Origin of the sequence: Nitrobacter sp. Nb-311A (assembly GCF_000152905.1) — a bacterium.
Lineage (GTDB): Bacteria > Pseudomonadota > Alphaproteobacteria > Rhizobiales > Xanthobacteraceae > Nitrobacter.
Genome location: NZ_CH672420.1, coordinates 26,811 through 43,526 on the forward strand (window position 1 = coordinate 26,811; position 16,716 = coordinate 43,526).

General features: G+C 60.3%; 12 protein-coding genes. 9 read left to right on the top strand and 3 right to left on the bottom strand.

Annotation, left to right across the window (positions count from 1 at the left end; all coding sequences use genetic code 11):
* Positions 1 to 98: 98 nt before the first annotated feature.
* Positions 99 to 3,593, bottom strand: coding sequence for an indolepyruvate ferredoxin oxidoreductase family protein (locus tag NB311A_RS16060; protein WP_040675732.1), 3,495 nt, complete (start codon positions 3,591 to 3,593; stop codon positions 99 to 101).
* Between the two features lie 490 nt (positions 3,594 to 4,083).
* On the opposite strand from NB311A_RS16060, the gene NB311A_RS22710 reads away from it, so the two are divergent.
* Positions 4,084 to 4,344 (top strand): GCG_CRPN prefix-to-repeats domain-containing protein, encoded by a 261-nt coding sequence (locus tag NB311A_RS22710; RefSeq protein ID WP_009799690.1) that lies wholly within the window; start codon positions 4,084 to 4,086, stop codon positions 4,342 to 4,344.
* Between the two features lie 314 nt (positions 4,345 to 4,658).
* Here NB311A_RS22710 and NB311A_RS16070 read toward each other — a convergent pair whose 3' ends face one another.
* Together NB311A_RS16070 and NB311A_RS16075 are read right to left on the bottom strand one after the other, a co-directional pair.
* The gene (locus NB311A_RS16070; RefSeq protein ID WP_009799692.1) at positions 4,659 to 6,779 is read right to left on the bottom strand and encodes a sodium-translocating pyrophosphatase; all 2,121 of its coding nucleotides are present in this window, start codon (positions 6,777 to 6,779) and stop codon (positions 4,659 to 4,661) included.
* A gap of 247 nt (positions 6,780 to 7,026) precedes the next feature.
* Positions 7,027 to 8,214 carry a pyridoxal phosphate-dependent aminotransferase gene (locus tag NB311A_RS16075; RefSeq protein WP_009799693.1) on the bottom strand — a complete coding sequence of 396 codons (1,188 nt, stop codon included), beginning with the start codon at positions 8,212 to 8,214 and terminating at the stop codon, positions 7,027 to 7,029.
* 224 nt (positions 8,215 to 8,438) lie between these two features.
* Here NB311A_RS16075 and NB311A_RS16080 point away from each other — a divergent pair, with 224 nt between their 5' ends.
* The 8 genes from NB311A_RS16080 (at position 8,439) to NB311A_RS16115 (ending at position 16,617) form a co-directional block, all read left to right on the top strand.
* A complete protein-coding gene (locus tag NB311A_RS16080) occupies positions 8,439 to 9,878 on the top strand; it encodes a M48 family metalloprotease (RefSeq protein ID WP_009799694.1) in 1,440 nt (479 codons plus the stop codon).
* Positions 9,879 to 9,916: 38 nt separating this feature from the next.
* A complete protein-coding gene (locus NB311A_RS16085; protein WP_009799695.1) occupies positions 9,917 to 10,684 on the top strand; it encodes a DsbA family protein in 768 nt (255 codons plus the stop codon).
* Positions 10,685 to 11,060: 376 nt separating this feature from the next.
* Positions 11,061 to 11,531, top strand: coding sequence for a type II 3-dehydroquinate dehydratase (aroQ, locus tag NB311A_RS16090; RefSeq protein ID WP_040675647.1), 471 nt, complete (start codon positions 11,061 to 11,063; stop codon positions 11,529 to 11,531).
* Positions 11,532 to 11,572: 41 nt separating this feature from the next.
* Positions 11,573 to 12,055: an acetyl-CoA carboxylase biotin carboxyl carrier protein gene (gene accB / locus NB311A_RS16095; protein WP_009799697.1), complete on the top strand. Its 483-nt coding sequence runs from the start codon at positions 11,573 to 11,575 to the stop codon at positions 12,053 to 12,055.
* Positions 12,056 to 12,080: 25 nt separating this feature from the next.
* The gene (accC, locus tag NB311A_RS16100; protein WP_009799698.1) at positions 12,081 to 13,436 is read left to right on the top strand and encodes an acetyl-CoA carboxylase biotin carboxylase subunit; all 1,356 of its coding nucleotides are present in this window, start codon (positions 12,081 to 12,083) and stop codon (positions 13,434 to 13,436) included.
* A gap of 126 nt (positions 13,437 to 13,562) precedes the next feature.
* The gene (locus NB311A_RS16105) at positions 13,563 to 15,095 is read left to right on the top strand and encodes a CHASE3 domain-containing protein (protein WP_009799699.1); all 1,533 of its coding nucleotides are present in this window, start codon (positions 13,563 to 13,565) and stop codon (positions 15,093 to 15,095) included.
* Positions 15,092 to 15,532 (top strand): response regulator, encoded by a 441-nt coding sequence (locus NB311A_RS16110; RefSeq protein ID WP_009799700.1) that lies wholly within the window; start codon positions 15,092 to 15,094, stop codon positions 15,530 to 15,532. Before NB311A_RS16105 ends, NB311A_RS16110 begins: the two co-directional genes overlap by 4 nt.
* Positions 15,529 to 16,617 (top strand): sensor histidine kinase, encoded by a 1,089-nt coding sequence (locus NB311A_RS16115; protein WP_009799701.1) that lies wholly within the window; start codon positions 15,529 to 15,531, stop codon positions 16,615 to 16,617. Before NB311A_RS16110 ends, NB311A_RS16115 begins: the two co-directional genes overlap by 4 nt.
* Positions 16,618 to 16,716: the final 99 nt, after the last annotated feature.

Genomic DNA, 16,716 nt, shown 5'->3' on the forward strand with positions numbered 1-16,716 from the left:
CGGATCGCCGCTTCGGGGAACACAAGGATCGACCCCGCGGGGAGCATCGCTGGGTTACGGGAAAGCGTCCATTGGCCCCGGATCGCCGATGCAGCCCCCTATTCCGCCGCCATCTGCCGCGGCACCGGAGGAGGACTCGCCAGGTCGCGCAGCAACTCCGCATGCCGGATCTTGGCGTCAGCCGCCGCCTGCTCCTTGACCGGACCGTAACCCCGGATGCGATCAGGCAGCGACAGCAGTTCGATCGCGGTTTCGACATTGGCCGGCGAAAGCTTGTCGAGCACAGCGGCCACATCGGTTTCGTATTGCGCTATCAGGCTTCGTTCAAGCCGGCGCTCCGCGCTATATCCGAAAACGTCGAAGGCGGTGCCGCGCAAGCCCTTCAGTTTCGCCAGCAAACTAAATACCGGCATCATCAGCGGCTTGCCATAGGACCTCTTGGCAGGCCGGCCGAGCGCGTCTTTCTTGCCGTCGAACAGTGGCGGCGCAAGATGGAAGCGGATCTTGTAGTCGCCTTCGAACTGATCGCTGACCTGCTTCCTGAAGCGGCCATCGGTATAGAGCCGAGCCACCTCGTATTCGTCCTTGTAGGCGAGTAATTTGGCGTAGTTGATCGCAACCGCGCGCGGCAGGGCATCGCCGTAGCCACCCTCCTTTGCTGCCCGCCGGACCCGGCTCACTGTCGCCCGATATTTGTCCGCAAGCTTCGCATTCTGATATCCGGCAAGGTGAGCCGAGCGATGCACAATGATCTCGTCCAGCGACATGTCTTCAAGCGCCTTCGGCGGGGCCGCTTCATCGGTCCCTTTCATCATTGCGACCAGACGAGCCGGATCAACCACAGCAAGCCGTCCAAGCCGGAAGGCCTCGACATTCATTTTCACGGCAACACCGTTCACTTCGATCGCCTGCTCGATTGCGGCCGCGGTCAGCGGCAGCAAGCCCTTCTGATAGGCATAACCCATCATCATCATATTAGTGGCGATGGAATCTCCGAGGAGAGTCTCTGCCGGTCTGGTAAAATTAAAGAAGGTGGAATCCTTGCGTAGCGCGGTTTCGAGGACGCGGCCAACCTTGGCGCTCTGGAAATTGAAATCCCGATCAAGCACGAAACCGGCGGTCGGAATGAGATGAGTATTGATAAGACCGTAGGTACGGTTCGACTCGCAGAGCGTGATCGTTTCCTTGGCGGCCGCGACCACTTCGTCGGCAGCAATGACGAGATCGGCCGTGCCGGTGACAATGCGCGAACATGTCACCTCTGCGGGGTGCTGTGACAGCCGGACATGACTCAAGACCGCGCCGCCCTTCTGGGCGAGACCGGACATGTCGAGGATCATGCTGGCCTTGCCCTCGATATGCGCCGCCATGCCGAGCAGCGCGCCGATGGTCAGCACGCCGGTGCCGCCTACCCCTCCGACACCAATATTGTAGGGCCGGTGCAGCGAAGGCCGCGAAACCGGTTCGGGCAGGTCGCCTATCTCGCCGAGATCCGCCGGCGCGCGCTTTCGCAAGCGTCCGCCGTCGATCGTGACGAACGACGGGCAGAACCCTTTGAGGCAGGAGTAATCCTTGTTGCAGGACGACTGATTGATGGTGCGCTTGCGCCCCATCTCGGTCTCCAGCGGCTCCACCGAAATGCAGTTCGATTGCACCGAACAATCGCCGCAGCCTTCGCAAACCGCGGGATTGATAAGCACCCGGCGCGGCGGATCTTCCAAGATGCCGCGCTTGCGCCGACGCCGCTTCTCGGCGGCGCACGTCTGCACGAACACAATGGCCGAAGCTCCCTTGGTCTCGCGGCAGGTTTTCATGACCGCATCGAGGTCATCGCGATGCGCGGTCCGGGTGCCCGGCGCGATATCGGCAGCCGGATAGCTGTCCGGATTCTCCGACACCAGATAAATGTCGCGGATGCCTTCGGCGTAAAGCTGAGAGGTGATCCGCTGCGGCGACAACTCGCCGTCGATATGCTGCCCGCCGGTCATGGCAACCGCGTCATTGTAGAGAATCTTGTAGGTAATGTTCGCGCCGGAAGCGGCCGCCTGCCGGATCGCCAGACTCCCGGAATGGAAATAGGTGCCGTCGCCAAGGTTGGCGAAAATGTGCTTCTCATCGGTGAACGGCGCGGTACCGACCCAGGGCACGCCCTCGCCGCCCATATGGGTATATGTTTCAGTGTTGCGATCCATCCATATCGCCATGAAGTGGCAGCCGATGCCGGCCATGGCGCGGCTGCCGGCTGGCACCTTGGTCGACGTGTTGTGGGGGCACCCCGAGCAGAAATACGGCACACGCGCGATCGTGGTCGCCGGCTGCATTTGCGACGCCTGGCGACCGTTGAACCAATCAGCCTTGGCGCGAAGCATTTCGGCGATTTCGGGATTAAGGTTCAAGCGCAGTAATCGCTCGGTCAGGAACGTCGCCAGGGAGGCGACGCCCAGTTCCTGCGCGAACGGCAGGAAGCGCCTGTCGTGATCGTCCATCTTTCCGATGATGCGTGGCCGTACGTCGTCGCGCCAGTTGAACAGCTCCTGCTTGACCTGGTTCTCGACGATTTCGCGGCGCTCCTCGACGATGAATATCTCCTCCAGGCCGACGGCGAATTCGCGCACGCCCTGCGGCTCCAGCGGCCATGGCATTCCGATCTTGTAAAGCCGCAAGCCAATTTTTGCCGCGACCTGTTCGGTAACACCCAGCTCACGCAACGCCTGGCGAATGTCCTCGTAGCTTTTTCCCGACGCCATGATTCCGAACCGCGCGTTCGGCGAATCCATGGTCACGCGATTGATCTTGTTGGCGCGCGCGAACGCGACGGCGGCAAAACCCTTGTGATCCTGCAAGCGTCGGTCCTGATCGTAACGGTCGTCGGGCCAGCGCAGATTCAGTCCGCCCGGCGGCATTTCAAAATCGGGCGGAAGAATGAACTGCTTCATCTCATCGGTCAGATCAATCTCGGCTGTCGTTTCCACCGTCTCGGTGATGACTTTCATCCCGACCCAGCAGCCGGAGTAGCGCGACATCGCGATGCCGAGCAGCCCCATCTCAATCATTTCGTGGATGCTGGATGGATAGAGATACGGCATCAGCGCAGCGATGAACGCATGGTCGGACTGATGCGGCAGGGTCGAGGATTTGGCGCCATGATCATCGCCCGCCAGGCACAGCACGCCGCCGTTCTTCGCCGAACCCGCAGCGTTGCCATGGCGAAACACGTCGCCGCAGCGGTCGACGCCGGGCCCCTTGCCGTACCAGAGCCCGACGACGCCGTCATAGCGCGCACCCGGCGAAAGATTGAGTTGTTGCGAACCCCAGACCGCTGTCGCGGCCAGATCCTCGTTCACGCCGGGCTGGAATTTGATGTCGTGCCGGTCGAGATGATGACGGGCCGCAAAGAGCTGCTGATCGTAGCCACCGAGGGGCGAACCGCGATAACCGGAAATGAAGCCTGCGGTGTGGAGGCCAGCGGCTCGGTCGCGGCGGATCTGCGCCATGGGCAGCCTGACCAGCGCCTGAATGCCGGTCATGAAGACGTGACCTGATCCCTGGGTGTATTTCTGATCGAGGCTGATAGGACCCTGATTGATACCCATTGCGCCCTCTTCGTGCTTGGCCGCCCTCTTAAAGTAGTGATGCAAATCCTCCAGAACCAGTCTCGTCGCCTCATGAACCAAGTACATTAAAAAATCAGGTCGCTGGGAATTAGCCTCTCTACTGAGCGTAATTTCGTTACGATAAATTGCGCGGCGATTTCGGCTTGTGTCGTTGCAAGCCTGTCTTGGGAAACGACGTGTTATGCTAGGTAGAAGTTCGACTGAAACCCGCCGCACTCTCCGGACCTCCGGGTCCAGCGCGCGGTTAGGCATGACAAAATCAGCCGCCCGCCCACGCCGTGCGCGCCAATGCACCGAAGACACTGAGACGCCGCCCGCCGTAAAATCAGCGCTTCGGTAACGCCGAGACCCGCTCAACTTTTCAGCGAATTGACCCGGTTTGCCAGATTGTGGACAGAGTCATGGCCGACTTTCCCACGGCGAGTCGCTAAAGTCGCCGCGATGTCGCGGCCGAACCAGAGGACGATTAATGAAATCGATTTTTGCAGCAGCCCTTCTAGTTGCCACCGTCTCGACCTTCGGTATCGCCGACGCCATGCCATTGGCGCCGCCAGCCTCTGGAGCGAATGCGGATGTCATTCAGATCACCGGCGGCTGCGGTCGTGGCTTCCATCGCGGCCCATATGGCCGCTGCCGCGCGAACCGTGGTGCGCCTCCGGTTGTGGTTCGCCCGGGTCGTCGGTGCCGTTACTGGGGCCCTGGCCGACGCGTCTGCCGCACCTGGTGGTGAGCGAGGCATAAGAATCCCACATTCAGCGGATTCGTGTTCCATATTTGCGCAGAGGGCGGGATTGATCCCGCCCTTTTTTATTTCAATCTTTTGGGAGCGTCTTAACGGCAGCGCTCACAACCGCATCGAACTCGGGGCTACCGGCCTGACGTTTCGGTGCATCGACTTTCTGCCTTCGCGGTTTGATGTTTCTGCGGCTTTATCGCTTGCTGTGGCCAGTTTACGAGCGACCTCCATCGGTCGTATGCATGCCCGGATGCAAGAAGACCCGCGGCTCGCGCCGCGGGTCTCTCTTTGAATCGCATCGTGATGGCTCAGCGCGCCAGGACCGCCAGCAGCAACAACGCCACGATATTGGTGATCTTGATCATCGGATTGACCGCCGGGCCAGCCGTATCCTTGTAGGGATCGCCTACCGTGTCGCCGGTGACCGCCGATTTGTGGGCGTCGGAGCCCTTTCCGCCATGATTGCCATCCTCGATATACTTCTTGGCATTGTCCCATGCGCCGCCGCCCGAGGTCATCGATATCGCAACGAACAGGCCCGTCACGATCACGCCAAGCAGCATGGCGCCTACTGCTGAGAATGCGGCGGATTTGCCGGCAGCACCGCCGCCGGCGATCGTGTAGATCAGGAAGTAGACAATGATCGGCGACAACACCGGTAATAGCGACGGAATGATCATTTCCTTGATCGCCGCTTTCGTCAGCAGGTCCACCGCCTTGCCGTAGTCGGGCTTATCGGTGCCTTGCATAATCCCCGGCTTCTCCCGGAACTGACGACGCACCTCCTCGACGATCGCGCCCGCCGCACGTCCCACCGCAGTCATGCCCATCGCGCCGAACAGATAAGGCAGCAAACCGCCGAACAGCAAGCCGACCACGACATAGGGATTGTTCAGCGAGAAATCCGGGTTGACGCCCTGGAAGTAAGGGTGTTGCGCGGCGTCGCTGATGAAGAACTTGAGGTCCTGGTTATAGGCCGCGAACAGCACCAGCGCGCCCAGACCGGCCGAGCCGATCGCATAGCCCTTGGTGACGGCCTTTGTGGTGTTGCCAACCGCATCCAGCGCGTCGGTTGACTTGCGCACTTCCTTCGGAAGACCGGCCATTTCGGCGATGCCGCCGGCGTTGTCGGTCACCGGACCGAAAGCATCGAGCGCAACAACCATGCCGGCCAGCGCCAGCATGGTGGTGGTGGCGATCGCGATGCCGAACAGGCCGGCAAGGCTATAGGTTACCAATATGCCCGCAATGATGACAATCGCCGGAAGCGCCGTGGCTTCCATCGAAATCGCGAGGCCCTGAATAACATTGGTGCCGTGCCCGGTCACCGAGGCCAAGGCGATCGACTTCACCGGACGATAGTCGGTGCCGGTGTAGTATTCGGTAATCCAGATGATCAGACCGGTGACGACCAGACCGGCAACGCCGCACGCGAACAGCGCAAGTCCGGTATAGCGGACGCCCTCCAGCGGACCGAAGCCGACCAGCCAATAAATGGCGGCGCCGACGCCGATCAGCGACAGGACGCCGGTGGTGATCAGGCCTTTGTACAGCGCACCCATGATCGACTCGCTAGTACCGAGTTTGACGAAAAACGTACCGACGATCGAGGTGATGATGCAAATGCCGCCGATGGCGAGCGGCAGCGTCATCATATTTACCAGCAACGGCGAGGTCGCAAAAAAGATCGCGGCGAGCACCATGGTGGCGACCGCGGTCACTGCGTAAGTTTCGAACAGGTCGGCGGCCATGCCCGCGCAGTCGCCGACGTTGTCGCCGACGTTGTCGGCAATCGTCGCCGGGTTGCGCGGATCGTCTTCCGGAATGCCGGCTTCCACTTTGCCGACGAGATCGCCGCCGACGTCGGCGCCTTTGGTGAAGATGCCGCCGCCGAGACGGGCGAAAATTGAAATCAGCGATGCGCCGAAGCCGAGCGCAACCATCGCATCGACAACCGTGCGGCTGTTCGCGGCGTAACCACTAAAGTGTGTCAGATAGGCGAAATAGATCGTCACACCGAGCAGCGCCAGACCGGCAACCAGCATCCCCGTGATCGCGCCCGCCTTGAAGGCGAGTTCAAGTCCGCCGGCCAGCGACTTGGTAGCAGCCTGCGCGGTTCGAACGTTGGCCCGGACCGAGACGTTCATACCGATGAAACCGGCTGCACCGGACAGGATCGCGCCGATGGCGAAACCGACTGCCACGAGCACCCCAAGGAAGTAGGCAAGCAGTCCGAAGATCACGATGCCGACTATTCCGATCGTCGTGTACTGTCGGCGCAGATAGGCTTGCGCACCCTCGCGCACGGCCGCGGCGATTTCCTGCATCCGCGGATTTCCCGCATCAGCTCCCAATACGGACGAAGTCGCCCAGATGGCATAAACGATCGAGAGCGCTCCGCAGAGCACAATCACCCATAGTGCTGTCATTGAATTTGCCTCAGAATTCCGGAAGTTGCCCCGACAATGCCGCGAGCCCGCGAACGGTCGTAGTTAAGGGAAGTCCGCTTTGTCGCAAGGCGACGTCAAATCGGCGGGACCATGCCAAAATCGAACCCCCTGCGCAACGTCGGCTTATGGCTAAACGACCGAATTTTCGTCAGGAATTGCAATAAAATGGCAAGACTTGCGGAAGACTCCAAGCGCCGGACGGGGTAAGCCGGACGACCGCGGAGGCTTAAGTCAGCCACCGCCTGATGCGGGCGACCGCGTCGTGCATCTCAACGCTCGAACGGGCGTAGGAGAATCGCAAGAATGAGCGGCCGCGCACCGGATCGAAATCGACGCCGGGGGTCGCGGCAACGTGCGCCTGCTCAAGCATCTTGCGCGCGAAATCATGGCTGTCCGTCGTGAACTTTGAAACGTCTGCATAGAGGTAGAACGCGCCATCCGCGGGCAGGAATTCGCTCAAGCCGGCCTGCGGCAGACCTGCAATCAGGATCTGACGATTTTCCTCATAGCCGCGCTTTACGATCTCCATCTCGTCGCGACCTGCAAAGGCTGCCTCGGCGGCGATTTGTGACAGCGTCGGCACCGAAATCGACAGGTTCTGCTGCAACCGCTCGATCGGCCGCGTCAGTTCTTCAGGAACCACCATCCAGCCGACGCGCCAGCCGGTCATGCAGAAATATTTCGAGAACGAGTTTATCACCACGGCGCGAGGCGCAAGCTCTGCGGCGGTTACGGCGGGAAACGCATAGTCGAGACCGTGATAGATCTCATCGGAAATAAAGCGGATGCCTTCGCTTTCGGCGGCCGCCATCAAATGCGCCAGCGCCCCGCGCGACATCATCGTACCCGTGGGATTAGCCGGGCTTGCGACCAGCACGCCTTTCAACGGCGCCTTGCGGTGCGCCGACAGCAGCGCGTCGCCGGTCAGGGCATGGCGGGTTTCGCTTGATGTCTCGATCAGCACCGGCTCGCAGCCCAGTGCAGTCAGAATGTGCCGGTACGGCGGATAGCCCGGCACCGTCACTGCCACGCGGTCGCCGGGCTCGAACATCGAAAGAAACGCGAGAATGAAGCCGCCCGATGATCCCGTCGTCACGACGATACGCTCCGGGCCAACCTTGCAGCCGTAAACCTCGCGGTAGTGTCGCGCGATCCGTTCTCGCAGCGAGGAGATACCGAGCGCGGGCGTGTAATCGATTCGGCCGCGTTCCAGCGCGGCACGGGCGGCGTTCAGCGCGATACGAGGCGCCGGCGCCGAGGGTTGCCCGACCTCCATGTGAATGACGTGTCCGCCCCCGGCCTCGATCCGCGCCGCCGCCGCCATGACGTCCATGACCATGAAGGGTGGAACCTGGCTGCGGCTAGATGCCGCCAACACGCCGGCGGCCCGCTGTCTCGATGTCGCATCGACCATGGAAATCTGCTAATGCGCTTTCGCCTAGTGTCCCGAATACCGAGGGGATACTAGCAACCTTGTAGTATCCAGCGTGGATTGGGTTCGGAAGCTCGTTTGTCGGATTCGCCGGAACAACGAAGCAAACTTCTGAAACCGCCACACTCAAGACAAACCGCTTGAGGCCGCGTTACCGCCGTATTCGGCAGGTTACTAGGACATACAATGTATTCGAACCAGCGCCAATGATTCCGAAGGCATTGACCAGAGAACAGGTGATCCGGCGGCCCCTCGCCTCCGCACGTCGTATTGTCTCGAATCTGATTACGCTTGTCACCGTCTGCGCACTCGCCAGCGCCTCTTTACCGGTCCATGCCCAGCAAGCCCAAGGATTGCCGGTGTTGCGCGACAGCGAGACCGAGCAACTGCTGCGCGACTATACGCAGCCGATCCTGCGCGTGGCGGGGCTGCAGAAGCACAACATTCAGATGGTCATCATCAATGACAAGTCCTTCAATGCCTTCGTCGCCGACGGTCGCCGCATCTTTGTGAACTACGGCGCAATCATGCGATCGACCACGCCGAACCAGCTGATCGGCGTGCTCGCGCACGAGACCGGACATCTCGCCGGCGGACATCTGTCCAAATTTCGCGAGCAACTCGCCCGAACCCAGACCCAGCTCATCATCGCCATGCTGCTCGGCGCCGGCGCTATCGCCGCCGGAGCCGGCCGCGGCGGAAGCAACAGCGCCGGGAGCAATATCGGCGCGGCCGCAATCAGCGCACCGCAGGAGATCGCGCGCCGAAGCCTGTTGGCCTACCAGCGCCAGCAGGAGGAAAATGCCGACCGGGCCGGCGTGAAATTTCTCAACGCCACCGGGCAATCCGCCCGGGGGATGTACGAAACTTTCAAGCGCTTTACCGACGAAAGCCTGTTTGCCTCACATGGCGCTGACCCCTATGTGCAGTCGCACCCGATGCCGGCCGACCGTGTCGCCGCACTCGCGGAACTCGTCAAGACCAGCCCCAACTGGAACAAGAAGGACGATCCAGCCCTGCAAATGCGCCATGATATGGTACGCGCCAAGATATCGGCGTTCATGGAACGTGAGGATACGGTATACCGGCGCTATCCGCGCTCCGACACCAGCCTGCCCGCCCGATACGCGCATGCCATCAGCACGTACCTGCATGGCGATCTTCGCTCGGCCGTTGAACAAATCGATGCGCTGATCAAGCTGCAACCCCGAAATCCCTATTTCCACGAAGTGCGCGGACAGGCTCTGCTCGAGGGAGGCCGTCCCGCCGAGGCCATCGCGCCGCTCCGGCAGGCCGTCAAGCTCTCACATAACGCTCCGCTCATCGAGATGTTGCTGGGTCAGGCGCTTGTGGCCTCGAACAACAAGACCAATGCCGACGAAGCTATTGCAATTTTGCGGGCGGCGCTGGCGCGGGAGCCGGAGGCCCCGCTCGGTTATATGCAGCTTGCAATAGCTTACGGCCGCAAGGGCGATTATGCACAAGCCGATCTGGCATCGGCTCAAGCCGCGTTTCTGCGAGGCGATAACAAGACAGCGCGAGAACTCGCATCGCGCGCAAAAACCCGTTTCGCCATCGGCACACCCGGATGGGTCAAGGCCGACGATATCGTCTCGACCAAGATGCCGGACAAGAAGCACCATTAGACAGCTCCGCCACGCTGCCCCTTTCAAAGGATTTGAAAATGCCCTCTCTCCGTTTTCTCGCTCCGGCCCTTCTTACGCTCGCATTCGGCGCAGCGCCCGTTACCGCATCGGCGCAGAGTTTCTCCGACAGCCAGCGCGGCGAGATCGAACAGATCGTCAAGCACTACCTGCTCGCCCATCCTGAAATCCTGGAAGAGGTTTCGACCGAACTCAGCAAGCGCCAGGCAACAGCCGAAGCACTCAAGCACGAGACTGCGGTCACGGAGAACGCGAACTCTATTTTCAACTCACCGCGCGGCGTAACGCTCGGCAATAAAAACGGCGACGTCACTTTCGTCGAGTTCTTCGATTACAACTGCGGCTACTGCAAGCGCGCGATGGCCGACATGCTTGAGCTTTTGAAGTCGGATCACAAGCTCAAGGTCGTGCTGAAGGAGTTTCCCGTGCTTGGCCAGAGTTCAGTCGAGGCCGCGCAGGTGGCGGTGGCGGCGCGAATGCAGGATCCCACCGGCAAGAAATACCTCGACTTTCATCAGAAACTTCTGGGCGGCCGCGGTCAGGCTGACAGGGCGCGAGCGCTGGCCGCGGCCAAGGAAGCCGGATTCGACATCGCCAAGATCCAGAAGGATATGACAAGCCCCGAGGTGCGCGCCACGCTCGAGGAAAACTTCAAGCTTGCCGAATCCATGGGGATGAACGGAACGCCAAGCTACGTCATCGGCAAGCAAGTTGTCGTGGGAGCCGTGGGTCTCGAAACTCTCAAGGAGAAAATAAACACGGCGCGCTGCGGCAAAGCCTCCTGCTGACTGGGCGAGTCCCTGTTTCAAGGCAGCGCTCGAGGCACGAGATTGTTGTCGCCGACCCGCATACCCTGGAGATCATAGCGGTTCTGGAGTCCTGATCGAGGTTCCCCATGGGCGGCGCGGGTCTTCCATCCTGGACTGCCCTTGGGGCTAAGGAATGGTACTTAGGATCGGTCCGAGTGGCGGACACTCAATCTAGCAATGGCGCTTACGGTTAGTTAACAAAATATTTCATTATCTTATACGAAGATCCTCACAAACCGAGTGAGACATTTGAGGTTTGAATCGGGAAGTGTTCAGGCTTCCCCTTGGCTCCCTTGTTACATATAACGACCCGAAACCCGGCGCTCAGCGGCGGATGACCGTTTCGGGAATTCTGATGGCCAAAACAATTTACGTGCTCAACGGCCCGAACCTTAACATGCTAGGGACGAGAGAGCCGGATACCTATGGCCACGCCACCCTTGCCGACGTCGAAAAGCTTTGCGCCGAAACAGCCTCGGATTTTGGACTGACTGCGGACTGCCGCCAGTCAAATAGCGAGGGTGAATTGATCGATTTTATCCACGAAGCTCATGCAAAGAAGGCTGTGGGTATCATTATCAACGCCGGCGGCTACTCGCACACATCCATCGCGCTTCACGACGCGCTTGCTGCGGTCAAAATTCCGACCGTCGAAGTTCATATCAGCAACATCCACGCCCGCGAGGATTTCCGTCATCATTCCTTCACGGCAAAAGCCGCGTTCGCCACCCTGTCCGGGTTCGGGATTGATGGCTACCGGCTCGCGATCACTGGCCTTGCCGCCAGGATCGGCGCGGTGAGCCTGTCGAAAAAAGTTAAACCCTGACGTCTCAGTGTCATTTTCACAGAAAGTTTCGGATCGAGATCATGTCCCGCCAGCCCGGAGAACCTGCAAAAATCAAAGCCGGCAACGAACTGCGCGAGGAGAGCGACGTGATCCGCGAACTCGCTGCGCTGCTCGACGAGACCAGGCTTTCGGAAATCGAAATCGAGCGCGATGGACTTCGCATACGTGTCGCACGCAATATCACCGTCGGGGCCGCAATGCCGGCTACCTATCAGGCTGCGCCAGCGCCTGCCGCCGCGCCTACCGCGAGCGCCGACATCAGCAAACATCCGGGCATGGTTCCCTCGCCGATGGTCGGAACGGCCTATTGGGCATCGGAGCCCGGCGCCAAGCCCTTCATCGAGGTCGGCTCCAAGGTCGCCGCAGGCCAGACGCTGCTGATTATCGAGGCCATGAAGACCATGAACCAGATACCGTCGCCGCGTTCCGGCACCATCATGCAGATTCTCGTCGAGGACGGCCAGCCCGTCGAGTTCGGCGAGCCGCTGGTCATCATTGAATGACGCCGTTCGAACCGCGGACGCACTGATGTTCGACAAAATCCTGATAGCCAATCGCGGCGAGATCGCCCTGCGCATCCTGCGTGCCTGCAAGGAACTGGGTATCGCGACCGTGGCGGTCCATTCCACCGCCGACGCCGACGCCATGCATGTCCGGCTTGCGGACGAGAGCGTCTGTATCGGTCCGCCGCCGCCGAAGGACAGCTACCTCAACATTCCAGCCCTGCTGGCAGCCTGTGAGATCACGGGCGCCGACGCCGTACATCCAGGATACGGCTTTTTGTCGGAGAACGCTCGTTTCGCCGAGATTCTCGCCGATCATCGCCTGCATTTCATCGGACCCAAGGCCGAACACATTCGCCTCATGGGCGACAAGATCGAAGCCAAGAAGACCGCGAAACGGCTCGGCATTCCAGTGGTCCCCGGCTCCGATGGCGGCATTGGCCCCGATGACGACGCCATGGCCATCGCCAAAGCGATCGGCTTTCCTGTGCTCGTAAAAGCGGCCGCCGGCGGCGGCGGGCGCGGCATGAAGATCGTTAAGACGGCCGACGACCTGACGATGGCGATCTCGACCGCGGGGAACGAGGCCAGAGCGGCGTTCGGCGATGCTTCCGTCTATCTGGAGAAATATCTACAGAAACCACGTCACATCGAAATCCAGGTGCTTGGCGACGGCCGCGGGGGCGTCATTCATCTGGGAGAACGCGACTGCTCGCTGCAACGGCGGCACCAGAAGGTCTGGGAAGAAGGTCCCTCGCCCGCGCTGACGGCAGCCGCCCGAAACAAGATCGGCGAAATCGTAGCCAAGGCGATGAGTGAGATACGGTATCGCGGCGCCGGAACGGTCGAATTTCTCTACGAGGACGGCAGGTTTTATTTCATCGAGATGAACACTCGCATTCAGGTCGAGCATCCCGTCACCGAGATGATCACCGACATCGATCTGGTGCTGGAGCAGATCCGCATCGCCGCCGGCGGCGACCTTCCCGCCACCCAGAAGGAGATTGTCGTCAGCGGCCACGCGATCGAGTGCCGCATCAATGCTGAGAATCCCGTCACCTTCCGCCCTTCCCCCGGTAAAATCATGCAGTTCCATCCGCCGGGCGGGCTCGGCGTCCGGATCGATTCCGCTGTCTATCAGGGGTATGTGATCCCCCCCTATTACGACTCACTGGTGGGCAAGCTGATCGTTCACGGCAAGACGCGCGCTGAATGCCTGATGCGGCTGCGGAGGGCTCTCGACGAGATGGTTGTGGACGGTGTCGACACCACCTTGCCGCTGTTCCGGGCGCTGGTCCGCGAGGCGAGCATTATCGACGGTGACTACCACATCCATTGGCTGGAGCAGTACCTCTCCAGCGGCGGTCTTGCGGGAACTTGAGCCGCTCGGTCAGGACCAGGATTATGTTAAAGGGTCTGGAACCGATGGCGCACGAGGACGTTCGGTAGAGTAGCCAGCAACGTGCGGGGACCAAGCCTGTTTCGACCCGAACATGATGCGATCAGGGTGCCACCCACCGGATCGTCGCGGACTGCGCTTGGCCAGCTGATTCTGCTGACGGCAGGTCTGGTGGTTTTGACGCTGATCAGCGCAATCTCCATTTATTTCGTCAACAAGGCACGCCACGACGCTCGCTGGGTTCTGCACAGCATGAAAGTCGAGAATGAAATCTCGCTAACCCAGTTGCAGATGCAGCGGGCGGAAACAGCGCAGCGCAGCTTTCTGCTGACGCAGCATCCGGAATTCCGCGCCGCGTTCGAGGAAGCAGCCGGTCAGATTCTGCCGGGTTTCGAACGGCTGGAGAAACTGACGATCGACAACTCCTACCAACGACAGCGCCTCCAGCAAATTGTTCCACTAAACAATCAGCGGATCGAGCGATTGAGGCGGGGTATTGATCTTGCGCTGACGAACCAGCTCGATGAGGCTGTCGAGAACGCACGACGAGAGGCCGGCCGGGACGAGATGCGACACATCCGTGACCTCGGGAACGAGATGCGAGCTGAGGAAAGCCGCTTGCTCGCTGCACGAACGGCGTCAGCCGATGCCAGCCAATCGTTTTCAGCATTGATTACCGCCATTGGTTCGGGGCTGATTGTGCTGTTTGCGGGACTTTCAATCTACCTCGTGCGGCGCTCCAGCCGGGAGCGCGACCTGGCTAATGCCCAGTTGCGCGATATCAATCTGAACCTGGAATCGACCGTAGAGAAGCGCACCAGCGATCTCCGAGAAGCCAACGATGAAATCCAGCGTTTTGCCTATATCGTCAGTCACGATTTGCGCTCGCCGCTGGTCAACATCATGGGCTTCACCAGTGAACTTGAGGACCTGCGCGGCAACATTTTTCGACGGATCGCGGAGCTGAGCCGGCCGGACGGCCTTCCGCCTCCGGCAATGGACGATTCAGCCCGTGTGGCCAAGCCGACTCTCGAAGGACCGGACGAGCAGTTGTCGCAGGACTTCACCGAGGCTCTAGGCTTCATCAAGTCGTCTATCGCCAAAATGGATCGGTTGATCGGCGCGATCCTCAGTCTCACCCGCGAGGGCCGACGCGAATTTCACCCCTCTGCGATCGCCACGCGGGATCTGATCGAGAGCATCGTATCCACCGTGGCTCATCAAGCCGCCGAGGCCAATGCCCAGATCCGGGTCGAGCCGTTGCCGGATATCGTCAGCGACCGCATCGCAATCGAACAGATTTTCTCCAATTTGATCGACAATGCCTTGAAATACCTCAAATCTGATGGTCCTGGAGATATCGCCATTCGCGGCCAGCGCAAGCTCGGTTTTGTGATCTTTGAGATCACCGATAATGGCCGCGGCATCGATCCGAAGGACCACCAGCGCATTTTCGATTTGTTTCGCCGGGCGGGACCTCAGGATCGGCCGGGCCAGGGTATCGGCCTCGCACACGTCCGTGCATTGGTGCGAAGGCTCGGAGGCACCATATCGGTCTCGTCAGAGCTCAATAAAGGCACCACATTTACCGTTACGCTTCCTGCCGCATGGATGGGCACCAACCGGGACGAACAGACATGAGCGCGCCAGTCACCATCATCATGATCGAAGACGATGAGGGTCATGCCAAGCTGATTGAGCGCAATATCCGGCGTTCCGGTGTCAACAATGAGATCAAGCCGTTCACCACCGGTACGGAGGCCGTCAATTATCTGTTCGGCGCGGATGGTAACGGCCTGCCTCATAAGGGAGAGTCGCTGCTGATCCTGCTCGATCTCAATCTACCTGACATGACCGGCATCGATATCCTCCGGCGCATGAAGGAAAACAGGATTCTAAAGTGCGCACCCGTGGTCGTGCTGACGACAACGGACGATTCACAGGAGATCAAGCGTTGCTACGACCTCGGATGCAGCGTCTACATCACGAAGCCAGTAAATTATGACAGTTTCGCCAACGCGATCCGGCAACTCGGTCTGTTTTTCTCCATCATCCAGGTGCCCCAGGCCACTCCATGAAAATCAAGCCTACCCTTTTGTACGTGGATGATGACAAGGCGCTGGCTCGTCTGGTGGAGCGCGGCCTGACGCGCCACGGATTTTGCGTGGAATACGCGCCCGACGGCGAGGCCGGCCTCGCGCGCATCGCGCTCGGCGGCATCGATGTGATCGCGCTCGATCAATACATGCCCGGCCTGGACGGGTTGGAGACACTGGGACGGATTCAGGCAATTCCCGGTGCGCCTCCCGTGGTATTCGTCACCGCCTCGCAAGATTCAAAGATCGCGGTGACCGCGCTTAAAGCGGGCGCCGCCGACTATCTTGTCAAAGATACGCTCGGTGAGTTCGTTCCGCTGTTGCATGTCGCGGCGGAAGTAGCGATCCGGCAGGCGCTCATTCAAAAAGCGCGCGACGAAGCTGAAGCCGAAGTCCGCGCCTCGCGCGACCGCTATGCGGCGCTGGCCGCCGAGCGCGAGATGCTGCTGCGCGAGGTCAATCATCGCATCGGCAACAGTCTCCAGATCATCGCGTCGCTGCTGCACCTGCAAGCCAATTCAAGCCCCGAGGAGGACATCAAGGCCGCCCTTACAAATGCAATGGGACGGGTGGCGGCGGTCGCACAAGTGCATCGTCGGCTCTACACCTCACACGACCTGAAAAGCGTCCTGCTGAACCAGTATCTTGAAGCACTGCTCGAAGACCTCCGACGCTCCGCCGAAGGCAACCGGATGTCGCGCCTCGACCTGAAGGCTCAACCCATCGAGATCGATCCCGATCGCGCCGTGGCTATCGGAATCATCGTCAATGAGCTGGTGATGAATTCGGTCAAATATGCCTATCCCGACGGCCCCGGCCCCATCCACGTCGAACTCGTGACCAATGGGGATGACGTCGTACTGTCAATCGCCGACGACGGCGTTGGCCTCAATGCAAAAGCCGATCCGCGCTCGACCGGAATGGGCCAGCGGATTGTTTCCGCAATGGCGCAGAAACTCGATGCTCAGGCCGAACGCGATCCCACCCATGCGGGCACGCGTATCGTACTGCGGTTCCGTCGCGGAATGCCAGACGTCACGGACCCCTTATCGGCGACCGCAGCCTGAGCCCCGGTCGCGGTAAACGCCAACAACGCCGCGAACGGTCTCAACTTTTTGAGCGTTTCGAGCGAAGTGGATACCGCTTCGCGTGAAGAAAACGCATCA